19 protein-coding genes and 1 pseudogene are annotated in these 22,888 nt (G+C 46.5%); 16 read left to right on the forward strand and 4 right to left on the reverse strand.

Going from position 1 to position 22,888, the window contains the following annotated elements; genetic code table 11:
• The first annotated feature begins 21 nt into the window (after nucleotides 1–21).
• From FERRO_RS04105 to FERRO_RS04155, 10 genes are all read left to right on the forward strand, one after another.
• On the forward strand, nucleotides 22–2,373 hold the full coding sequence (locus tag FERRO_RS04105) for a nitric oxide reductase activation protein NorD (RefSeq protein WP_056929571.1): 2,352 nt from the start codon (nucleotides 22–24) through the stop codon (nucleotides 2,371–2,373).
• A gap of 179 nt (nucleotides 2,374–2,552) precedes the next feature.
• A complete protein-coding gene (locus FERRO_RS04110) occupies nucleotides 2,553–4,208 on the forward strand; it encodes an NADH-quinone oxidoreductase subunit L (protein WP_056929572.1) in 1,656 nt (551 codons plus the stop codon).
• A gap of 86 nt (nucleotides 4,209–4,294) precedes the next feature.
• Entirely contained in the window at nucleotides 4,295–6,802 is a 2,508-nt protein-coding gene (locus FERRO_RS04115; RefSeq protein WP_056929799.1) for a DUF2309 domain-containing protein, read from the forward strand.
• A gap of 246 nt (nucleotides 6,803–7,048) precedes the next feature.
• Nucleotides 7,049–7,351 (forward strand): hypothetical protein, encoded by a 303-nt coding sequence (locus tag FERRO_RS04120; protein WP_056929573.1) that lies wholly within the window; start codon nucleotides 7,049–7,051, stop codon nucleotides 7,349–7,351.
• A 666-nt stretch (nucleotides 7,352–8,017) separates the two neighbouring features.
• A complete protein-coding gene (locus tag FERRO_RS04130; protein WP_056929575.1) occupies nucleotides 8,018–8,746 on the forward strand; it encodes a tetratricopeptide repeat protein in 729 nt (242 codons plus the stop codon).
• A gap of 14 nt (nucleotides 8,747–8,760) precedes the next feature.
• Complete coding sequence (locus tag FERRO_RS04135) at nucleotides 8,761–9,366, forward strand: rhomboid family intramembrane serine protease (protein ID WP_056929576.1); 606 nt, start codon at nucleotides 8,761–8,763, stop codon at nucleotides 9,364–9,366.
• Nucleotides 9,367–10,053 carry a 7-cyano-7-deazaguanine synthase QueC gene (gene queC / locus FERRO_RS04140; protein WP_056929577.1) on the forward strand — a complete coding sequence of 229 codons (687 nt, stop codon included), beginning with the start codon at nucleotides 9,367–9,369 and terminating at the stop codon, nucleotides 10,051–10,053. It abuts the gene before it with no gap.
• 3 nt (nucleotides 10,054–10,056) lie between these two features.
• A complete protein-coding gene (locus FERRO_RS04145; RefSeq protein WP_152975696.1) occupies nucleotides 10,057–11,052 on the forward strand; it encodes a 6-pyruvoyl trahydropterin synthase family protein in 996 nt (331 codons plus the stop codon).
• 1 nt (nucleotide 11,053) lies between these two features.
• Complete coding sequence (queE, locus tag FERRO_RS04150) at nucleotides 11,054–11,689, forward strand: 7-carboxy-7-deazaguanine synthase (protein WP_056929579.1); 636 nt, start codon at nucleotides 11,054–11,056, stop codon at nucleotides 11,687–11,689.
• Between the two features lie 46 nt (nucleotides 11,690–11,735).
• Nucleotides 11,736–12,209, forward strand: a complete 474-nt coding sequence (locus FERRO_RS04155) for an RNA pyrophosphohydrolase (protein ID WP_056929580.1) — start codon at nucleotides 11,736–11,738, stop codon at nucleotides 12,207–12,209.
• Nucleotides 12,210–12,533: 324 nt separating this feature from the next.
• Here the strand turns inward: FERRO_RS04155 and FERRO_RS04160 are convergent.
• Nucleotides 12,534–13,819: pseudogene (locus FERRO_RS04160) on the reverse strand (ISNCY family transposase).
• Nucleotides 13,820–14,090: 271 nt separating this feature from the next.
• Here FERRO_RS04160 and ahpC point away from each other — a divergent pair.
• The 5 genes from ahpC to FERRO_RS10235 all read left to right on the forward strand — a co-directional run bounded on the left by ahpC (nucleotide 14,091) and on the right by FERRO_RS10235 (nucleotide 19,439).
• Nucleotides 14,091–14,654 carry an alkyl hydroperoxide reductase subunit C gene (gene ahpC / locus FERRO_RS04170; protein WP_056929583.1) on the forward strand — a complete coding sequence of 188 codons (564 nt, stop codon included), beginning with the start codon at nucleotides 14,091–14,093 and terminating at the stop codon, nucleotides 14,652–14,654.
• A gap of 11 nt (nucleotides 14,655–14,665) precedes the next feature.
• On the forward strand, nucleotides 14,666–16,177 hold the full coding sequence (ahpF, locus tag FERRO_RS04175; RefSeq protein ID WP_056929584.1) for an alkyl hydroperoxide reductase subunit F: 1,512 nt from the start codon (nucleotides 14,666–14,668) through the stop codon (nucleotides 16,175–16,177).
• A 224-nt stretch (nucleotides 16,178–16,401) separates the two neighbouring features.
• Nucleotides 16,402–18,231, forward strand: coding sequence for a glutamine--fructose-6-phosphate transaminase (isomerizing) (gene glmS / locus FERRO_RS04180; RefSeq protein ID WP_056929585.1), 1,830 nt, complete (start codon nucleotides 16,402–16,404; stop codon nucleotides 18,229–18,231).
• 251 nt (nucleotides 18,232–18,482) lie between these two features.
• On the forward strand, nucleotides 18,483–18,839 hold the full coding sequence (locus tag FERRO_RS04185) for a DUF2080 family transposase-associated protein (protein ID WP_082601172.1): 357 nt from the start codon (nucleotides 18,483–18,485) through the stop codon (nucleotides 18,837–18,839).
• A gap of 450 nt (nucleotides 18,840–19,289) precedes the next feature.
• Nucleotides 19,290–19,439: a hypothetical protein gene (locus FERRO_RS10235; protein WP_192839852.1), complete on the forward strand. Its 150-nt coding sequence runs from the start codon at nucleotides 19,290–19,292 to the stop codon at nucleotides 19,437–19,439.
• Between the two features lie 30 nt (nucleotides 19,440–19,469).
• Here FERRO_RS10235 and FERRO_RS10170 read toward each other — a convergent pair whose 3' ends face one another.
• Genes FERRO_RS10170 through FERRO_RS04195 form a run of 3 tightly spaced genes read right to left on the reverse strand, consistent with a single transcriptional unit; the run spans nucleotide 19,470 to nucleotide 21,752 of the window.
• Nucleotides 19,470–19,619, reverse strand: a complete 150-nt coding sequence (locus FERRO_RS10170) for a hypothetical protein (RefSeq protein ID WP_160318097.1) — start codon at nucleotides 19,617–19,619, stop codon at nucleotides 19,470–19,472.
• A 1-nt stretch (nucleotide 19,620) separates the two neighbouring features.
• Complete coding sequence (feoB, locus tag FERRO_RS04190) at nucleotides 19,621–21,486, reverse strand: ferrous iron transporter B (RefSeq protein WP_056929586.1); 1,866 nt, start codon at nucleotides 21,484–21,486, stop codon at nucleotides 19,621–19,623.
• Nucleotides 21,483–21,752 (reverse strand): FeoA family protein, encoded by a 270-nt coding sequence (locus FERRO_RS04195; protein WP_056929587.1) that lies wholly within the window; start codon nucleotides 21,750–21,752, stop codon nucleotides 21,483–21,485. The genes feoB and FERRO_RS04195 overlap by 4 nt, the downstream gene beginning before the upstream one ends.
• A gap of 91 nt (nucleotides 21,753–21,843) precedes the next feature.
• Here FERRO_RS04195 and pyrC point away from each other — a divergent pair, with 91 nt between their 5' ends.
• Nucleotides 21,844–22,881 carry a dihydroorotase gene (gene pyrC, locus FERRO_RS04200; RefSeq protein WP_056929588.1) on the forward strand — a complete coding sequence of 346 codons (1,038 nt, stop codon included), beginning with the start codon at nucleotides 21,844–21,846 and terminating at the stop codon, nucleotides 22,879–22,881.
• The last annotated feature ends 7 nt before the right edge of the window (nucleotides 22,882–22,888 follow it).

Below are 22,888 nucleotides of genomic sequence, written 5' to 3' on the forward strand. Positions count from 1 at the left end.
AACCACCATAGGAGCTTTAGCATGGCAGTTGAACTCGAAAATTATCAGGATATATTGGAAGAGCTCGGAGAGCACGCAGGCGAAGTCTTACGAGCCTCTTGGGGTGAAGCTGCTCGTGTATTTAGCTCGCGTGGCATCGAGAAATATTTCCTTGAAGCAGCAACGGGGCTCAAATCCCTGGGTCGTGGTACCGATCTGGTCGTGTCATTTATCCAAAGCGCACCAGCAGTAGCGCGTGAACTGGGCGAGGATGCGATCAGCGATTTACTGGCCACAACCATCAAGATGTATTCCAAAACCAGTGCTTCGGTTATTGCTGCCATCTTTTCAAGTAGCCCGGTGGCAGCAGCACGACTTGGCGATCCCGAACTTTTCCGCTCTTATCTGCATTTACTGGATACTCTGCTGGCACAGGCACCGCGCGGTTTGAAACCGATGCTAGATCACCTTGATGTATTGCTCAGCCAGCTTACGCTGGGCGGTTTGCGCCGCTGGATCATGTGGGGAGCACAGGCACATAAAACCAATTTTGAAGATCAGCTTAAATACTTCAGTCTGGATAGTCTCGAATCCATGAGTGTATTGCAAAAGGAGCGTAAGGGCACCCTATTTATCGACGTGCAGCGTCGCATCGGCATGTATTTACGTGCGCTGTGGGCGCGCGATTTTTTTATGCGGCCTACCAGCGGAGACTTTGAAAAACGCGAAGGTTATCAACCTTATATTGATGGTTACATCATACACTTACCCGACGCCTATGATGACTACGTTTATACCACGGTAGAGGGCGAAGAAAAACGTGTCACTGGTATCGAATTGTATCGTGCCAGTGCTGCCCATGCGGCCTGCCATCAGGTGTATACCAGTAAACAATTTGATGATACCGGTTTGAGTGCATTACAGAAGGCATTGTGTGGTCTGATTGAGGATGCGCGTATTGAAAAACTGGCAATGGAAAAATTTCCAGGTCTCCGGCAGACTTGGTCGGAATTGCATACCGCCACGCCACAGTCTGGTGAAACTTCTGTTGAACTGATGAAGAGACTGGCGCGACGTTTGCAAGATAAACATTATTATGACAACCATGCCTGGGTGACACTCGGGCTTCGTCTATTTAATGAGAAAAATAAGCAAGACAATGTGACGGAGTGGGTCATAGAAATCGGTAAGGAATTGGCAGCCGAATTACAACTCTTGGGCGTTACTTACAGCCAGTCCAAGGATCAGATCGACATCCCCTATCGCGACGATAACCGCTATATGTGGGAGTTTGAGGATATACGCGAGACTACCCAGGTTATCGCCGGCATGAATTCCCATCAGATACGCAAAACGGTCAGCGTAATGGAAATGATTAATGCGCTCGACGTACCGGGTGCAGGTGACGATGCCAATGAAATATGGGTTCTGAAAAGCGAATTCTTTCGTGATGAGGAAACTACCAGTATTAACCAGCAGGAAGGTCGCGAGCCGCCTCCGGAACCCTATCACTATGCCGAGTGGGATTACCAGATGCAGTTGGACAGGCCTGACTGGTGCACCGTGTTGGAAAAACGTGCAAAGCCGGGTGATGTGAAAATTATTAACGACATCGTGGTTAAGCATAAACCCATCATCGGTCGTTTGAAGCACCTCATCGAAGCTATGCAGCCGCAAGGGGTGCAACGTATCCGTAAAGTGGAAGATGGCGATGAGATCGATCTGAATGCAGCAGTGCTGGCGATGACAGAAATGCGGAGGGGCGAACAACCCAATCCCCGCATCATGATACGCAACGTTCGCAAAGTTCGTGATTTATCAGTACTACTACTAATCGATTTGTCAGAGTCTACCAATGATGCTGTGATGGGTTCGGAAAGTACCGTGTTGCAACTGGCACGTGAAGCGACTGTGCTGCTGGCTGATGCGCTGGACAAGATTGGCGATCCGTTTGCGATACACGGTTTCGATTCAAATGGTCGTCATGATATTGAATATTTCCGTTACAAGGATTTCGGTGCGTCTTATAACGACCATGCCAAGGCCAGACTAGCAGGCATGAGCGGACAACTTTCCACTCGTATGGGAGCGGCAATGCGCCATGCAGGCTCGATACTGAAACGTCAACCCAGCAGCAAAAAATTATTATTGGTCATTACTGATGGAGAGCCTGCAGACAATGATGTACGCGATCCACAGTATCTACGTTTCGATGCAAAAAAGGCAGTAGAGGAATTAACACGAAACGGAATATTGACTTATTGCTTAAGCCTTGATCCTCGTTCTGATCAGTATGTGTCGCGTATCTTTGGTGCAAGAAATTATATGGTGGTAGATCACGTGCAGCGCTTACCTGAGAAGTTACCTATGCTTTATATGGGCTTGACACGATGAATATCGAAAAATTAGTTTTGTTTAAATTGATTACTGAGGTACAGAACGAGCAGTTTTCAATCAGAGATACTACTTGGCTGACGTTTTGTGTTACGCAATTACTGAATACTTTCCGTTACCCCAAGGTATCAGGGAAGTATGCTTTTTAGCCCTTTTTAACATTGCAAACGGAGATTGTCATGCAATCCATATTTACCTTTCTTACACCTGCTCTGGTGCTGTTGGCCCCATTAGTCTTACTGTTGGCGGGGTTGATACCGACTGCTTGGGCCAACCAGCGTCCGAAATTCATGGCGCACCTGAACGGAAATCTTGCTTGGTTAGCTTGCTTTTGCGCCTTATTGGCTGCGGTAGTCTACAGCGTCGATGGGGCACGTACTTGGACCCTCTACACTATCGACCTCCCGGGAAATATCGGTGCCTTTTCCATCACCGCCTATGTCAATACTGTCACTGTTATCATGCTCGTTTTAGTCTCCTTCGTTGGCGCCGTGGTGACCCGCTACTCTCGGAACTATCTAGATGGAGATCTCAATCAGGGTCGCTTTCACAAGTGGCTTAGCCTGACTCTGGGCACCATTCTAGCTCTAATCATATCGGGCAACATGCTCATGTTCTGGCTAGCCTGGATCACCAATAGTTTATGCTTACACCAGCTGTTAATGTTCTATCGAGAGCGTCGTGCCGCTCAGTTAGCTGCACATAAGAAGTTTATCGCTAATCGGATCAGTGACCTGAGCCATCTCACTGCTATTATTCTGATCGGGTCGACCCTACATAGTCTGGAGTACTCGAACTTATTAAGCAGCGTGGGAAGGATGCAAGGATCACTCCCGCTTGCTTTGCAGTGTGCAGCTATGCTGATCGTACTGAGCGCTGTTCTCAAGTCTGCCCAATTTCCCCTCCATGGCTGGCTGATCCAGGTTGTGGAGGCGCCTACGCCAGTTTCTGCACTACTGCATGCTGGCATTGTCAACGCAGGTGCTTTTCTAATCATCCGCATGAGTCCCATTATGTCCCAGTCTGAACTCGCACTCGGTACTCTGGCAATTATCGGGCTGGTTACCCTTGCCTTAGCCTCACTTGTAATGCTCACCCAGACTAGCATTAAAGTGTCGTTAGCTTGGTCTACCACTGCTCAGATGGGATTCATGCTTCTAGAGTGCGGACTCGGACTCTATAGCCTAGCTATGCTGCACTTAGTAGCCCACTCCCTTTACAAGGCCCATGCCTTTCTTGCCTCTGGTAGTGGCGTGGACGCCTTTCGGGCACCCACCATAGTGACCCGTAATGGAGACTTCAGATTTGGACGCCTGCTCATTGCTCTGGTAACCGGGTTGTCCATGACAGTAAGTGTGGGAGCGGTCTTTGGTATCACACCAGAGTCACAACCGTCCTTGATCGCTACAGGTAGCATCGTCGCGATCGCTATCACTCAACTATTATTACAAACGGCCAGCGTGATGGACAACGGCCTATTCTTGCTACGCGGTCTGGGATTGGGTGCCTTAGTCTGCACAATCTATTTCAGCCTGCATTCCCTGTTTGATATAGCCCTACACGATAGCGTGTTACCCATACAAAATACGACAGGGCCTTTCCAAAAAGTATTGGCACTTGTCGTCGTCGGTATTTTTCTAGCTCTGTTGATGCTGCAGAAACTTCTTAAATATGCCCCAGCGTCATGGATTGACGGACTTTACATGCATCTCTATAACGGTTTGTACATTGACGTATACATTACCAGGTTATTGCAACGAGTATGGCCTAGCCCTACGCCGATTCAGGGCAACCTATCCACACCCTTTGCCACAGAAAGATCTCACAAAGGATAATCATGAACACAAACGTTATTAACGCCAAGAGCGGGACTGAGAGAGCGATCTTCGAAGATCCTTCATTAGGAACTAAGACAGAACGAATGCTAAAAAACCAGTCGGATAAACTGATGGCTCCCGATACCGCAGAACTGAACAGATGTATCGACGCAGCTTGCGGGAGGATCGCACCGCTGTGGCCGCTAAAACACTTCATTGCCGTTAATCCTTTTTTCGGGCTAAGCGACCACAGTTTCCAATCTGCCTCCGACACCCTGGCTCGTATTACCGGCACTAATCTTTACATGCCGCGTGATTATTACCGCGAGCAATTGGTAAAAGGCCGTATTTCGCGAGAAGACCTGCAGCAAGCCATCGTTCGCTGTGGTAGCCAGCTTGATATATCCATAGTTGAATGGACTCTGGCAGCCTCGGCGCCCCGACCCAGATTGGGTATGGCCTCGGTCAGCGAAGTACTAGAGCAGGTGGAGGGTGGACTTTGGTCAAGTTTTGTCACTGAGCGCATCAGCCTGCACTGTGCTGCCTACTTTGATCTGGGTCAAGCCATCGTAGCCATGCCCTGGCGAGACCAGTCTCTGTATGCATCCTGGCTCAAAGCTGCCGCTATTGATCGCAGTCCCGCGATGATGGGTTTGCAACACTTCCGCTCGGAAGTCGCCTTGCTGCCTGCAGATCCGCGTACCGCCATCGCTTGGGCCGTTACCCAATTGGGTATCCCAGAGGAAGGAATGGAACGCTATCTGCATGCCTCGCTATTGAGCATCGGTGGCTGGGCGGCCTGGGCCCGTTACTTGCGCTGGCAGGCAGAACTGGGCGGTAAGAGGGACGATTCCATCGTCGACCTATTGGCAATCCGTCTGATTTGGGATGTATTACTGTTTAGGGAAAAAGAGTCGGTAGCTCTGGTAGCGCGGTGGCGAGAGATGTTGGCTGCCTGTATGCGTCCGCCCTCTGCTAAGCGCCAAGCAGCAGCAGAGATTGATCGTATTATGCTTAACGCCATGGAAATTGGCTTTCAACGTACTATAATATCGAGCCTCAATAATCCACCACGTAAGGGGGAGCAAACTCGGCCAGCAGCCCAGGCTGTTTTCTGTATTGATGTGCGTTCCGAAGTGTTTCGCCGTTGCCTAGAGACTGTGGCGCCATCGGTGCAGACCATCGGTTTTGCCGGTTTCTTCGGGATTTTTATCGAGTATGTTCCTTTGGGTGCCAGTGTCGGTCATAGCCATGTGCCAGTCATCTTCAATCCGGCCTATCGCATATACGAAAAGATGAAGGATGGCGACCAGCAGACAAATCATGCGCTGACTAAGCGGCGCCGTCGTATTGGTTTATTCAAAGCGTGGAAGGGTTTTAAACTCTCGGCGTCCTCCTGTTTCTCCTTTGTTGAAGCTGCTGGGTTAATGTACGCACCTAAGCTGCTGACAGACAGCTTAGGCTGGAGCAGGCCAGTTCCAGATCCATATACCCAGGGTCTCGACCTGAGTATTCTCGATCGCATAGAACCTTCGTTGGCAGAGATCCCCAAGGCACAACTCTCCCCTCACCATGAAGATTCAGGAATACCAGAGTCTGATTGGGTTGGGCATGCCGAGCGTATCCTGCGTGCAATGTCGATGACAGACAATTTTGGGCGTTTAGTATTGTTGGCTGGTCATGGTAGCTCCACTGTGAACAATCCCCATGCCACTGGTTTGGACTGTGGCGCCTGCGCTGGACAAACTGGCGAAGCTAGCGCCCGAGTGGTGGTTGCACTGCTCAATCAACCTTCAGTGCGGCGCGATTTGCAACAACGAGGCATTGTCATCCCTGAAGACACGTGGTTCCTGGCTGGTTTGCACGATACTACCACTGACAAGGTGCGTTTATTCGATACCGATGACGTACCCCATCAGTTACTGCATGATCTGGAGAAACTCCGTCAGTTGCTAGAGCAAGCAGGAGAGCTGACCCGTATGCAACGCTCAGTATTACTGGGAATTGCCGGCCAGACTGACCAAGCAGTAGAGGCTAATGTGCGCCAACGTAGCCTTGACTGGTCCCAAGTGCGGCCGGAGTGGGCTCTGGCCAATAATGCTGCCTTTATTGTCGCGCCGCGGGAACGCACGTCTTGCATGGATCTGGGTGGAAGAGCTTTTCTTCACGATTATCAGTGGCAAGCTGACAATGGTTTTCAGATTCTAGAGCTGATCATGACCGCGCCTATGGTGGTAACAAACTGGATCAACATGCAGTACTACGGCTCAGTAGTTAATAATAAACTCTTCGGCAGTGGAAATAAGGTACTACACAACATAACAGGCGGAGCAATCGGTGTGCTGGAGGGTAATGGCGGTGATTTGCGCGTTGGTCTACCCATTCAGTCTCTGCATGACGGCAAGAATTGGGTTCATGAACCGATGCGACTGAGCGTCTTCATCGAGGCCCCTCAGGCAGCCATGGATGCCATCATCGCTCGCCATGAATTGATTCGTCAGTTGGTTGAGAATGGCTGGTTACACCTGTTCCAGATTGACGAGGACGTTAGCGTCTACCGTCGAGTATCTGTTGCCCAGTGGGAACGAGTCTCACCTGTTGCGACCGACTAGCGTATGACTGTTGTTTGGAGTTGCTATGACATGGGGTATTTATTCTCAATTCTGGGACTGAAATGAGGTAGGTCGTCAATAGTGGACACGAAAGGGTTCAAGCTACCAATATCTTAACGCCATGTTTATCCAGATTACATATTTAAAAATGACTTAGGTAGCTTTTTCGACTCAGGTTAAATTGTATAATGAAATATGATTAGGTGAACATAATAACCAGTAGCCACTAGATCAGACTGGATTTAAATGAAAAATAAATTATATGCGGGCGTTGATAAAGATAACAAAGGCGGACTAACCCATCTGGGGCGTATTGTGCGTGATGCATGGTTATTTGGTATTTTGCCTGAAACACAAACCTGCGAGGGATGGAGTGCTGCACAAATGCAGAATTTGTATGAAAAGGTCCATGCGGCTTGGAAACCCTATGCGCATATACCTAGTCACCTACCAGATGACTTACGGGAAAAACATACCAAATTGTATGCCGACGCAATTATAAAGGCTCGCAAGAATGGTTGGGATCCGGAGTTGGGTGAAGACGAATAATGGGTTTTCCTCACTGTTGAAGACGTTTCTCGGTTTTCAGTGGGCTACCCACAGTGTGTAACCTCTTAAAAACCATCGGGATCAGTTGATTTAAATAGCTGCACCTGTGGGTTCGATTACAGAACACTTCGATATCATTACAAGTATACGATTTGGTTTCCTCCTTATATGGCGTAAATTTGATATTTGATTCGTTCATTCTTCATATTGCTCAAGAATGATTCAACCACTGAAGTGACTTACCAATGATCTCGCAGTATCTCTCGTTCTGTTGGGTATGAGGGAGTAAATGATGCAATATGGAGCACCTTTCACCGTTTAGGGTGCAGAGGGTGGTTGAGGGTGGAGAGTCACCTTTTTTCGCAGCAATGAGGGAACTGCTGCGGGTCGATGTTAGGGTAAGATACCAAGGGAAAGTTCTCCGCAATTTCTGGCAAAGCATGATGCCGACTATAAGATTTCCTCCTGTAACTTGTTACGGATATAGGGATAACCCTCAGGGAGTGTAGGATAACAAGGTTATAGTTATGATATTGTAACTGCCTAGCTATTAAAATTAGTTTTAATGTTGCTGATTTAAAACATTTTTCTTTTTAAGATGTCTATGGTAATCAGAGGGTCTTTAAAAACATTAAATATAATTATTTATTATTCGAGGGGGTTGGGATGGGATACCCAAACATTAAAGGGTTAATGGTTTTTTTCTATCTATTCATCGCATCTATTGATTTGCAAGCCTTGGAAAATAAAGAGGCTCAGTCCTTGGCCTTTAAAGCATATAAAGGTAATGCCGGGGCGTTACAACAACTTAAAAGTGCCGCTGATGTGGGGGACTCTGTAGCGCAAAATTGGTTAGGCTCATATTTCAGAGAAAAACATGAATTCAATAATGCTCTTATTTGGTTCAATAAGGCTGCCCAACAGAATAACCCCGTTGCTTTAAATAACCTCGGATTTCTTTTTAGTGAAGGGGTTGGCGTAAAAGCGGACAGTCCGAAGGCTCTGGTGTACTATAAGCGTGCTGCAGAATTGGGTAATCTTGATGCAGATAATAACCTTGCTTTAATGTATGCACAGGGTGAAGGAGTCCCTCAGAGCTATAGAGACGCTTACATTTGGTTTGAAAAAGCGGCGGATATGGGTGATGGGCTTGCTACAGCAAATATCGGCATATACTATGCACAGGGTTTTGGTGTACAAAAAAATAACATCATCGCTTTTGCTTTATGTAAGCGTGCTGTATTGATGGGGGTGGGGCAAGCGCAACGTTGTAAGTCAGAATTGATTAAGCAGATGGATCAACATCAAGTTGTCCGTGCTGATCAATTATCCGATCGTATTCAGCAGTTGGGTGTACGTAACGCTATTAATGAGTATTTATCTAAATCGCACTGAGAAAAAATGTAACCATGTTTGATTTTGTCCCAAAAGTAACGCGTACATTAATTTTTATTAATGTCATTGTTTTTTTTATACAAACCCTCACAGCCACTACTCTTCCTATTGAGTGGTTAGCCTTATGGCCGGTGTCCGTACCCCCTGGTTTTATTGGCTATCCAAAGTTTGAACCTTGGCAAATAATCACTTATGCTTTTTTACATGGCGGCATCAATCATCTTTTTTTGAACATGTTAGGTCTTTATATGTTCGGGGCCGATGTGGAAAGAGTGTTTGGTGAGAAGCGTTATTTACAACTGTATTTTTCCTCGGTGGTTTCTGCGGCTTTGTTTCAAATGATATTCTATTCACTGGTCGGTGGAGAACCCTCTCCAACCATTGGTGCCTCAGGGGGGGTATTTGGTTTGTTGTTAACTTACGCACTATGTTTCCCAAAGCGTACAGTGATTCTTTTAATTCCTCCTATCCCAATGCCGGCTTGGCTGTTTGCTACGCTCTACGGCGGCATAGAGTTGTTCCAAGGTGTTGCAGGAACGCAAGCGGGAGTCGCACATTTTGCTCATTTAGGTGGTATGTTGGGGGCTTGGGTATTCCTTAAATATTGGCGAAGAAGATAGATGAATAAACCGGCAGTGATTTTGCTAAGCGGTGGTTTAGATTCCACCACAGTTTTGGCTATTGCAAAAGAGCAAGGGTTTCTTCCTTATGCGATGAGTTTTGATTATGGCCAACGTCACCGGATAGAATTGGAGGCAGCAAAACGTATTGCTCAACATTTTAAGGTAGTGGAGCACAGTATAGTGCAATTTGATTTGCGTCAAATTGGTGGCTCCGCTCTCACCACTCAAGAACCCGTTCCGAAGCATCGATCGGTGGAGGAGATGGGGCAGGGTATTCCCATTACTTATGTGCCGGCACGAAACACAATTTTTCTGTCCTTTGCTCTAGCCTGGGCTGAGGTATTGGGGGCAGAAGATGTTTTTATTGGCGTGAATGCTCTGGATTATAGTGGCTACCCGGATTGTCGACCAGAATATATTCGCAGTTATGAACAGATGGCTAATCTTGCTACCCGCGCTGGTGTTGAGGGTAAGAGTCATTTGACTATTCATGCACCTTTAATGGCTATGACAAAAAAACAAATTATTGAAACGGGTTTATCTTTAGGGGTGGATTACTCTCTCACCACGAGTTGCTATGATCCGGGTATTTTGGGACAGCCCTGCGGCCAATGTGATGCTTGTTTGTTGCGGAACAAGGGTTTTGCGGAATTACATATGATTGACCCCTTGGTGGGAAAGTAAGTGATGATGCAACGTACTTTATATCTTGGCGCAGGGGCGTTTGAGGCAGCCCGTCATACGGTGGCTGCGAATCATCCCACCCCACGACTTCACGGGCATAGTTTTAGAATTGAATACACAGGCTTGAGTGATCAATGGGTTGAGCTCACTAAACTATGTCAGTATTTGGATCTTTCTTATTTGAATGATTATATGGCTTGCCCTGATAACGAGGGTTTGTTGTCTTGGTTCCGGTCACGATTGGATAACTCATCATTACAGCGACTACAATTGTGGTCAGGCCCCCAGTATGGCTTAACTTACCTCTCTCAAGGTGACATTCAGACTTGGTTTCGTTCACGTTTTGAGGCGGCTCATTATTTACCCCATGTGCCAGCCAATCATAAGTGTGGTCGCTTACATGGCCATGGTTTTGAAGTACTTATTTATTGTGCTCCCGCTAAACAGGAGCAGGTAAGGCAGGTATGGGGTGAATTATACGCAAGGCTTAATCATCAGTTACTCAACGAGATAGAGGGGTTGAGTAACCCTACCAGCGAAATGCTTGCCCATTGGATTTGGCATTATTTTAATAAGTTATCGACGCCCGTCAGTGAAGTAACGGTGTTTGAAACCCGTTCCACAGGCTCTGTTTATAACGGGAAAGATTTTTATATTTGGAAAGAGTTCTCCTTTGATAGCGCCACTCAGCAAAATAGTCATACTACACTGGGGCATACCTATATTTTGCGTGTGGGACTTAGCTCTTCTTTAGATAATGTTTTTCAGTGGGTAGAGGATTTTGGTGATGTTAAGAAGATATTCGCTCCTTGGATTGACCAATTAGATCATCAGCCCTTACACCATTATTTTGGTTCGGGGAGCTCCCTGGAGTGTTTGAACTGGTTAAGTCAGCAAGCTATAACATCTTTACCTACAGTGACTCGTTTGAGTCTATGGCAGACGCCGCAAGAGGGGGTGCGACAAGAGTATTCCCCGCTTTCTCTATGGGTTGAATAAGATGGCCTATTCCGTCAAAGAGATGTTTTTAACGTTGCAGGGTGAGGGGCGACAAATGGGCAAAACAGCTGTTTTTTGTCGTTTCGCTGGCTGTAACCTGTGGTCTGGGCGGGAAGAGGATCGAAATCAAGCCCGCTGCAACTTTTGTGATACGGATTTTGTGGGAGTAGATGGGGTAGGAGGAGGTCGTTTCAACACGGCTATGGAATTAGCCAGCGCGATTGAACAGTGTTGGGGCGAGCGCCGAACAGGAAAACCTTGGGTGGTTTTAACGGGAGGGGAGCCACTCTTACAAGTGGATGTAGCTTTGATTAACGCAATACATGATAAAGGCTTTTATATTGCTGTGGAGACGAATGGGACGCTCCTTGCACCACCGGGAATTGATTGGATTTGTGTCAGTCCAAAGGGGCAAGAAGAACTCAAGCAAACAACAGGTCATGAGTTAAAGTTAATTTTTCCACAACAGCATATTGACCCTCTTCGTTATACCTCCTTGGATTTTGATTATTTTTCGTTGCAACCAATGGATGGTCCGCAACAGGCACAAAACCTCAAGATTGCTGTTGATTATTGTCTTGATCACCCCGAGTGGCATCTATCACTTCAGACACATAAATTGATAGGAATTCCGTAATGTGGAACAATAGTCATAGTTGATTAAATTAAATTAGGATAGGACCATGATTGATCGGGACGGATACCGACCTAACGTAGGGATTATCCTTTGTAATGCTGAAAACCAAGTTTTTTGGGGTAAACGAATCAGAGAGCACTCTTGGCAGTTTCCGCAAGGAGGCATAAAGCATGGTGAAACTCCTGAACAAGCCATGTATAGAGAGTTGACTGAGGAGGTTGGGCTTCTCCCTCAGCATGTGGCGATTTTAGGTAGAACCAAAAATTGGTTACGCTATAACGTGCCAGAGCAATGGGTGCGGCGAGATTGTCGTGGCAACTACAAGGGACAAAAACAAATTTGGTTTTTATTGCGTCTGGTCGGCAAAGATTCAGATGTGTCTTTGCGCGCCAGTGATCAACCTGAATTTGATGCTTGGCGTTGGCACGACTACTGGGTACCCATTGAAACTGTTATAGAGTTTAAACGCGACGTCTATCAGCTAGCACTGAAGGAATTGTCTGTTTATCTTGAGCTGTAACCTGTATTTATAGAATCTGGGGCGCTTGTTGGTTTCATTTTTCGTGACACCACTGGTCAAGGCCCATTGATTGGAATCCGATAGCATGCATTTCTGGTGGTCGACACAGTTATCGGCGCGACTGCTCTCGTTGCTAGGCTTCGTTATGTTGTCCAATAATCCTTGTGTTACAAGGATTCTGAGTAAATCTAGAATACGAGTCGATTTTTTGAGTTACCCTTTCCTCGAATCCGGTACAATCCGTTGAACTTGACTGTCAACGCTAAATAGAAATGTCCGCTTTCCTGCAAAGTAGAAATGTCCGCTTTTGCTGTTTCCCTTGCGCTACGGTGTTGCGCGCTGCCCGTCGTGGGCGGATTTGCCGACGGGCATTTTTCTCCAGGGGTGATTGGCTGCAGGCTTGTGTCCGGTGTTGCGCCGAGTCAGTGCCTTGTCGACTCGTGCATTGACCGATTTGCCATCGGCCACCGCCGACTGTCGTTCCGGTTTGTCCATCACGCTGTATGTCAATTCGCGTTTTCTCCAAAGCAGTTCACACGTGCCGTCAAAGTGCCGATGCACCGTCACTTTCGCGCCCCGTAGTCCCAGACCCGTGCCCGTCGTTTCGACCTGCAGCAACTGGTTTTCATGCTGGCAAGACAGGTTTTTTGAGAGCGTTTTCGTTACTTGAACCGACAGGGTGCGCATCAGGCTGGCGGGTGTTCCGGCATAGGCCAGGTGCGCGTCAGACGGGTCTTTGGGCGCGACCGCAAAGCGCCTGTTGAAGTCCTCGATATAGCCCGGCAACCACGCATTGGCCTCGTCCATGTTGTTGATGCCGGCCAGTCGCATTTCCTTGACCAGCCTGTCCTGCAAGGTCTGATTGGCGCGTTCCACGCGTCCTTTGGCCTGCGGGCTGTGCGCGTGGATGCATGCGATTCCCAGCTCGCGCGCCGCACGCGAGAATTGTGTTTCGGCCTCCGGATCGGACTCCTTGGCGTTGATGCGGAAGATGCTGTGGCGGTCAGAGTACAACGCCGCAGGTACGCCGTGCGCCAGAATATGATCGTGCAACACCTGCATATAGTCCAGCGTGGTTTCGCTCGGTGCAAAGCGCAGTTGCGTCAGCCGTCCGGTAGCATCGTCGATGAATACCAGCAGAGTGCAATATTCGCCGCGGTCTTCAAACCAGTCGTGGGGGCTGCCGTCGATCTGGATCATCTCGCCGAAGCGGGCGCGACGCTCGCGCATCGGGTGTGCGCATATGGAGCCGCCTTTCCTGGGGTGCCAGTGCCCGCCTTGATCATTAGCTGGCGCGTGGTCTCGACAGACAGATTTACCTCATGCAGTTCGGCCAGCTTCTCGCAGGCCAGCGTCGGCCCGAAGTCGCTGTAATGCGCGCCAATGAGATCAATGGCCATCGTGCAGATGGCATCGTCCAGCCGCCGATTCGATGCCTTGCCGCGCTTCCTGCTGATCAGTCCGGACAGCCCCGCTGCCTGATAACGCCGGGTCAGGCGGCGCACCTGGCGGGTAGTGATACCCAGTCGCCGCGCGGCTTCCTGTTGGTCGATTTTGCCCTCTGTCAACAGATCCAGCATCTGGGCTCGCTTCACTTCTTTTTGACTCATGAGTTTGTCCATCTTCAAAATATCCGCCACTGTTTCTAACAGCGTGAGTTTAACTACCAGCGGACATTTCTATTTGGGAGAAACCGGACATTACTACTTTGCGCTAACAATCCGTTGAACTTGACTTGACAGGTGTGTAGTAAAGTCATAAACTGGCTACAGTTTAGACTTATTCTAAACCTTTTTAATTGTGTCATCCCAATAATCTATTTATATTTTATTAAGCTAAATTTTATTTAGTTAAATTAATCAAGTGGTAAAGGAGAAAATTATGTCTATTATTAATAAACCAGTACCTGAATTCAAAACCCAAGCTTATCTCAATGGTAAATTTGTTGAGGTGAGTAGTGAGTCCATTAAAGGAAAATGGAATGTATTTATATTCATGCCTGCAGCCTTTACTTTTAACTGCCCCACAGAAGTAGAAGATGCCGCGGATAGCTACGCTGAGTTCCAGAAACTAGGTGCGGAAGTATATATTATTACCACTGATACTCATTTCTCTCACAAAGTATGGCATGAGACTAGTCCTGCTGTTGGCAAAGCAAAATTTCCATTGGTGGGCGACCCAACTCATACTTTGACCCGTGGCTTCGATGTTCATATTGACGAAGAGGGTTTGGCCTTACGTGGTACGTTCATTATCAATCCTGAAGGCATGGTTAAAACTGCAGAAGTTCACAGCAACGAGATCGCTCGTGACGTGTCAGAGACCTTAAGAAAACTTAAAGCAGCTCAATATACGGCAGCTCACCCTGGCGAAGTATGTCCTGCAAAATGGAAAGAAGGTGCTAAAACCATTACCCCAAGTCTTGATTTAGTCGGCAAAATCTAAGGAGTTACAACATGGCATTAGAGTCCAGTATTAAAGAACAATTACAACAATATCTCCAATTGTTGGAAGGTGAAGTTGTCATTAAGGTTAGTGCTGGCACTGATGCCACCTCCCTTGAGATGATGGAGCTATTGCATGAGGTCTCAAGCATGGCTCCACTCATTAAGGTGGAGCAGGCAACACTAATTAGAACACCCAGTTTTCAGGTGGGGGAACGTATTACCTTCGCCGGCATCCCTTTAGGACACGAATTTACAAGCTTTGTTTTAGCGCTATTACAAGTAAGCGGTAGAAGGCCAAAAATAGATAACAAAGTGGTGGATCAAATTAAAGAAGTGAGAGGACACTTTGAGTTTGTTACCTACATCAGTTTGTCATGCCACAATTGTCCTGATGTGGTTCAAGCATTAAACACAATGAGTGTGCTAAATCCTCACATTACCCATACCATGGTTGATGGTGCAGTATTTAAAGATGAAGTGGAAAGTCAAAATATTATGGCAGTTCCAGCCGTAATGCTTAACGGCGAAATGTTTGCCAGTGGTCGTCAGAGCGTGGAAGAGATACTCGCCAAAATGGGCAGCCAAGCGGATGTGAGTGACATTGATGGTAAAGAGTTTGATGTCCTGGTGATCGGTGGTGGACCAGCTGGTGCTAGCGCCGCCATTTATGCCACACGTAAGGGAATTAAAACGGGGTTAGTGGCTGAGCGCTTTGGTGGCCAGGTGATGGATACCTTAGGTATTGAAAATTTGATTGGTACGTCTTACACCGAAGGCCCAAAATTGGTGGCTAACCTTGAAGAGCATGTAAAACATTATCCAGTTGACGTTATGAATTTACAGCGCGCTAAAGCAATCCGTCGCAATGGCATGATAGAGGTGGATCTTGAAAGCGGCGCTACATTAAAGAGTAAAACAGTGATTGTTGCCACTGGAGCGCGCTGGAGAAATCTCGGTATTCCAGGTGAGGCTGAATTTAAGAATAAAGGAGTTGCCTATTGTCCCCATTGCGATGGGCCTTTATTTAAAGGCAAGCACGTGGCGGTAGTAGGAGGCGGTAATAGTGGCGTTGAAGCAGCCATAGATCTTGCTGGTATTGTAGGTCACGTGACCCTGCTTGAATTTATGCCAGAACTCAAAGCCGACGATGTATTGCAAAAACGTCTTTACAGTCTACCTAACGTAACAGTATTAAAGAATGTGCAGACTAAGGAGATCACTGGTGACGCCCGTGTCAACAGCATGATTTATATTGAACGTGATACTGGTCAAGAAAAAAAGATTGATTTAGAAGGAGTATTTATTCAGATCGGACTCATTCCGAATACAGATTGGCTCGGTAATGACATTGAACGCACTAAATTTGGTGAGGTTGTGGTGGATGGGCATCATCAAAGCTCAATGCCTGGCGTGTTTGCTGCAGGAGATTGCACCAACACTCCCTATAAACAAATTGTGATTAGTATGGGCTCTGGGGCCACCGCAGCTTTGGGTGCTTTTGATTACCTGATACGCCACTAATAATACTTTTCTCTTTCATAAAACGGCCTTAAAGATGAGGCCGTTTTTCGTGTTAATACTTCTTTTGTCCGCTATAACTCATTTTTTTAAATATTAAAATTAGTTACTTTATTGATTTTTAAGATACTACAGGATTGGCTTTAAGAGTAAACAGCAAAAGCTATCCTATTAATAATGATTTAAGACATAATAATTGTTTTATATCCTTTGGTAAGGTGACGATCATGTGCGGTATTGTTGGTGCCATTAGTCAGAAGAACATTGTCCCTATCTTAATTGAGGGCTTAAAACGTTTAGAATACCGGGGCTATGACTCGGCAGGGATTGCAGTTATTCAACACCAACATTTGTCGCGCGTCAGAAGTACGGGTCGCGTTAAACAATTAGAGGAAGAGGTTAATCAACATCAGGTCACAGGATTCATTGGTATTGCGCATACCCGTTGGGCGACCCATGGGGTACCCTCAGAGCGTAATGCCCATCCACACGTCAGTTTAGATGGTGTGGCAGTGGTCCATAACGGTATTATTGAAAACTATGAAGAGTTGCGTCGACAGCTACAAAGTGAGGACTATCTCTTTACTTCAGAAACTGATACAGAGGTTATCGCTCATTTAGTACATTCTTTTTACCGACAGCACCATGATCTTAAATTAGCTGTGAGAGAGTCTCTAGCAAGACTGGAGGGCGCTTATGCCATTGCTGTGATGGTGGAAGACAAACCTCATCAATTGATGGCAGCGCGACTGGGCAGCCCTTTACTGATTGGTTTAGGGGAAGAGGGTTACTATTTGGCTTCTGATGCCTCGGCACTGATTAGTGTCACACAGAAAATGCTCTATCTGGAAGAGGGGGATGTGGTGGAGCTCACTCATACGGGTTACTCCATTTGTGATGCCATGGGGGAGAGTGTAGAGCGCCCCTTCCATATTAGTGAACTCTCTGCTGACAATGTGGAGTTAGGTCCTTACCAGCATTACATGCAAAAAGAGATCGCAGAGCAACCCAGGGCTATTACTGATACGGTTGAGAAGGTTTTGGGTTTGGGTTTTAGTTCTCAACTTTTTGGCGCAACAGCGCAGGAGGTTTTGCCACACATCAAGGGAGTCATGATTCTGGCCTGCGGTACCAGTTATCATGCGGGTTTAGTGGCACGCTATTGGGTGGAGCATATTACACAGCTACCTTGTGTCGTAGAAGTGGCGAGTGAGTACCGCTATCGGACATCGGTCCCGCAAACAGATTATTTAGTTGTTACTATTTCTCAATCTGGTGAGACGGCAGATACGCAAGCGGCCTTGAAGCATGCGAAAGCCCTAGGTCACCATCACACTTTGACGATTTGTAATGTCCCCGAGAGCGCTTTGATTCGACAATCGGAACTCTCTTTTCTCACTCGCGCCGGCATAGAGATTGGTGTGGCCTCCACCAAGGCATTCACTACCCAATTAGTGGCATTGTTCTCTTTGGCTGTGGTAATTGCAAAAGAACAGGAGCGCTTGACTAAGGAGCATGAAGGCGAGTATTTGGACGCCTTAAGACGATTACCCAACAAAATTCAACATGTACTCAATTTGGAGCCACAGCTTAAGTTGTGGGCTGATCGTATCGCGCAAAAAGAACATGTGCTATTTTTAGGCCGAGGAATTCACTATCCAATTGCCCTAGAGGGTTCATTGAAATTAAAGGAAATTTCCTATATTCATGCAGAGGCTTATCCGGCAGGAGAGCTCAAACATGGTCCCCTCGCCTTGGTGGATGAACGCATGCCTGTGATTGCTGTGGCGCCCAATGATAATTTACTGGAAAAATTAAAATCAAACCTACAGGAAGTGAAAGCCCGTGGTGGGGTGCTATACGTGATTGCTGATAATGACTCTCATTTTAAAGCAGAGGAGGGTATTCATGTAATTCGTATGCCTGATCATGAAGGGATCTTGAGCCCCATTATGCATGTGGTTCCGCTTCAATTGTTGGCTTATCATGTGGCCTGTCAACGTGGCACAGATGTAGATAAACCCCGTAATTTAGCGAAAAGCGTAACGGTAGAGTAATCTCGTTAGGCGGTAGTCTGGACGCATTCTTGCTGGAGATTGATGGTGGGTCGAGCGAGATTCGAACTCGCGAGCATGGGATTAACAGAAAAAACTCTCAAAAAAACCGCTTTAAATTCAGTGATTGTTAACTTAAAAAGTGAGTGCGCTATGGGGCGTGCTAAATCATTCCAAGGTTTGTAAGATCGTTCCTAGTAATAAAACAACGTAAAAAATGATTACAAGTACAATATTCTTTCTATCATGTAATCATGCCGAATGAAAATAGAATAAAGTCAAAGCCAGTGTTTAAAAGAGAGTTTTATAGGTACAGCAGTTTAGACTATCAAGTCGTTAAATCAATTGGTACGAGTGGTCAGATTTCGCTTGGCAAAGAACATGCTGGTAAAAAAGTGCTTATTGAAAACCTGGAACCAGGTGTTAGGGTTATTTGCACAGTCACTATTATTCCGGATAATGAACGTTGGTTGCATGAGCCTGCTGCTGCGAAGAAGGGCATTGGAAAGGCTTTGGCATGGGCTTTTAAAAACCCAGCAAAAGAATCCAATTTTGCAGATTTAAAGATAAAAAAGGCTCAAAGTGTGAAGCGCAAAGAACATTCAGCTTGATTTAAATAACTCGGTATTCTTGGAGAGCTGATTTCTCTTGAGACGACTGAAGCTGATAGAGTTCGTTTGGTATTTGAAAAAATACACAAGTTATCTTGGCCTGAATTCTATAAGGGCACAGGCTTTAAATGGGAGAAGCTGGACAGCCTTCCAACGCCCGATGGTATTGATTCGCTTTATACCTGTCGTGTAACTGATTCAATTAGGAGGTTACCTATAGGGAAGGCAACTATTTGAAGAGCGTCAATCTGATCTGATTGTTCTACAGTTAGGAGTATGGTGGAATATGGCAGAATATACGTAAGTAGCGCTGGGCGATTTACCACTCAAGGTGAAATTAATGTTGGAGTAAGTTTCGTAGGCTAAGGGAGAGAATAAAAAATCTGAGTGTCAGGGGGAAATCCTTTAATTAATGTGAGTTATACGTGACTTTATAAATGGGGGAGGGGTATGTGGCGTTTGTGGGCTAAGGCATTAGGAGAGAAGGCAGTTGGCGATAATAAAGAGGCGGATAAAGTTGCCTTAATTAGAAGTGGTATTGTGATGGTGTACGTACTCACTAATATCCTTATTGTGGCTAGTATTATTCACCACTGGTAATTATCTGATCAAGGGATTGATGAGTGTTATTTAGCAGTGGTTATGCTCTTCTTCAGCCTTGGAAGATTGGCAGTTGTTACAAGCAGAGGAGCCATGACAAGCACTTTTATTTGTCCACTGACGAATTAAGTAAACTGCCGCAATAGCCACAATAACCATAGTAATCATTGAATCCCACATATTAACCTCCCAGCATCAGCGTTAGCCGATAAGTAATGAAAGAAGCAATGTATCCCAGAGCAAATAAGTAAGTTAGCATAATCGACGGGATACGCCATGAATTGGTTTCCCGTTTTACAGCGCCTAACGTTGCCACGCATTGTGGCGCAAAAATATACCATACTAATAACGATAAAGCAGTGGCTAAGCTCCAGGACTGATGCAGTACCGGCGCTAACGCAGAGGTACTCACTTCTCCACCACTACTTGCTAAGGCATAAACAGTGCCCAATGCTCCGACTGCCACTTCTCGGGCAGCGAGTCCTGGCACAAGAGCTAAACAAATTTGCCAGTTAAAGCCAATGGGAGCGAAAATGTGTTGCAAAAATTCACCCAGTTTACCCGCGAGGCTATAGCTGATGGCCGGGTTGCTGGCGTTAGCAGGGGCTCCCGGGAAAGAGCTTAAAAACCATAGGATAATCATCATGGGTAGAATGATTTTACCTACCCGTGAAGTGAAGATTTCCGCACGCTCCAGTAAGCCCATGGCTAAATTACGTAAATGGGGCAGGCGGTAAGCGGGCAGTTCCATCATTAAGGGTTGATAGTGACGGCGACCAATGGTTTTTTTAAGAACAAGAGCCACCAACATGGCCGATACAATGCCACCCATGTAGAGAGAAAATAGGACCAACCCTTGCAGATTAAAGAGTCCCATGACGGTTTTATGGGGAATAAAGGCGGCGATGAGTAGTCCGTAAACCGGCAGTCTTGCCGAGCAAGTCATTAAAGGCGCAATCAAAATAGTGGTAAGACGATCCCGTGGATTTTGAATGGTGCGCGTGGCCATGACCCCGGGAATGGCACAAGCAAAGCTTGATAGAAGAGGAATAAATGAGCGACCCGATAAGCCTACGCTCCCCATGATTCGATCCAGTAAAAAGGCTGCACGGGGTAGGTAACCGGAGTCTTCGAGAGCTAGGATAAAGGCAAACAAAATCAGGATCTGGGGTAGAAATTCGATGACGCTGCCAGCCCCTGAAATCACTCCATCGACGAGTAAAGCCCTCAGTAACCCCTGTGGTAGCCAATGATTAACACTAATACTGATCCAATCAATACCGTGTTGAATGGCCTTCATGGGTAAGTTGGCCCAACTAAAAACCGCCTGGAAGGTGAAGAATAACACGCACATTAAAATCAGCATTCCCCAGACGGGATGCATGATGATGTTGTCTAAGCGCTCAGTAACCCCTTCGTGTCTAATGGATTCATCACAGGTAAGCTCAATGATTTCTCTTACTCTGTGTTGCATTTGTTGTAGCTCGTGAGTGGTGGGGTCCTTCCAAGGTAACAGGGCGTTCTGATGATCGGCAAGGTTACATTGATCAAGAAAATCCACTACATCATGCGCCCCTTGCTTATCTACCGCAATGCATTCCACTACGGGAATAGAGAGTTCATGGGAGAGTTTTTTGACATCGATCTGAAGCCCTTGGCTTCTTGCCACATCCATCATGTTCAACACCAAGACCATGGGTTTTTTAAGACGGGTCAACTCCAACACTAAACGCAAATGCAGGCGTAAATTGGTACTGTCCACCACGCATACTAGTAAATCAGGGGCCACTTCATCTTTAAGTTGCCCCATGACAACGCGGCGGGTAATGGATTCATCCAGTGAGGTGGGTGTAAGACTGTAGGTTCCGGGTAAATCAATTATGTGAATTCTTTGACCTGAAGGGCAATTTAAATCCCCCTCTTTTTTTTCCACGGTCACCCCAGCGTAATTAGCGACTTTTTGTCGACTACCTGTGAGTTGGTTAAAGAGAGCTGTTTTTCCACAGTTAGGGGCTCCAACGAGAGCGGCAATATAGGCGTTTTTCATGATTGAGGTAAGCCTACTTTAATGGTCTGCGCTTCTTTGGCGCGCAAAGCAAAAGTGGAAGTGCCAATACGAAAGGCGATAGGATCACCATAGGGAAAGCCTTTGCGGATCACTTTTACCGATTCGCCGGGAATAAAGCCTAGTTCAAGCAAGCGTCGAATACAGTCCTCCCCCAAGCGTGGATCCGTGGTGGCATCAAGGCTAACTTCGCTAATGACAGCGCTTTCTCCGGTTTTCAGCTCACTGGCTCGATAAATAGTATTCATACCTCTATCTTAAACGAGAATACTTCTTATTTGCAATAAGGTATTATGTTAATATTTGCACTAAATTATACGGGGATAAACAGGAGAGGTTATGAGCGAAAGGATAACGATAACACGCCCAGATGATTGGCATTTACATGTGCGTGACGGAGACTTTTTAAAGGCTGTATTGCCTGATACGGTAAAACGTTTCGCCCGAGCTATTATTATGCCAAATCTCAAGCCGCCTGTTATCAGCGTAGCTCAGGCAAAAGCCTATTATGACAGAATTATGGCCTCTCTTCCTGCAGGAGCAAGCTTCACTCCCCTCATGACCCTCTATTTAACGGAAAACAGTCGCGTGGAGGAAATGGAGTTAGCAAAACAGTCGGGTTTTGTGCAGGCAGTAAAATATTATCCAGCTGGAGCAACGACCAATTCAGACTCTGGCGTGCGCCAGTGGGGGAGCGTTGAGGCGGTACTAGAGGCCATGGAGCAATTAGGGCTGCCCTTATTGGTTCATGGTGAAGTCACCGACCCCCATGTGGATGTCTTTGATAGAGAAAGGGTGTTTATTGAAGAAGAGCTGATTCCCTTAGTCTTGAAATACCCCAAATTAAAGGTAGTCTTAGAACATATTACCACTGCCTCAGCGGTTAAGTTTGTTTTAACCGCAGGCAGCAATGTAGCCGCCACCGTCACGGCGCATCATCTGTTATTAAATCGTAACGCCTTGTTTCAGGGTGGGATTCGTCCTCATCATTATTGTTTACCCGTGTTAAAACGTGAAACACACCGTCAAGCCCTTCTTGAGGCTGTGATTTCTGGGAACCCAAAGTTTTTTTTAGGCACAGATAGTGCCCCCCATGCACAAAACGTGAAAGAAAACGCCTGTGGCTGTGCTGGCATTTATACGGCTCATGCAGCAATTGAATTATATGCTGAGGCTTTCGAGAGTGTTGGAGCCCTCGATAAGCTCGAAGGTTTTGCTTCTTTTTACGGTGCTGATTTTTATGGTTTGGCTCGTAATAAAGATCAAATAACTATTGAAAAACAGCAGGTTAAGGTTCCGTTGACGCTACCCTATGGATCTCAATCTTTGGTTCCCATGCGCTCAGGAGAATATCTTATTTGGAGTCTAGTGGCTTAATCTTGCT

Source organism: Ferrovum sp. JA12 (assembly GCF_001431705.1).
GTDB lineage: Bacteria > Pseudomonadota > Gammaproteobacteria > Burkholderiales > Ferrovaceae > PN-J185.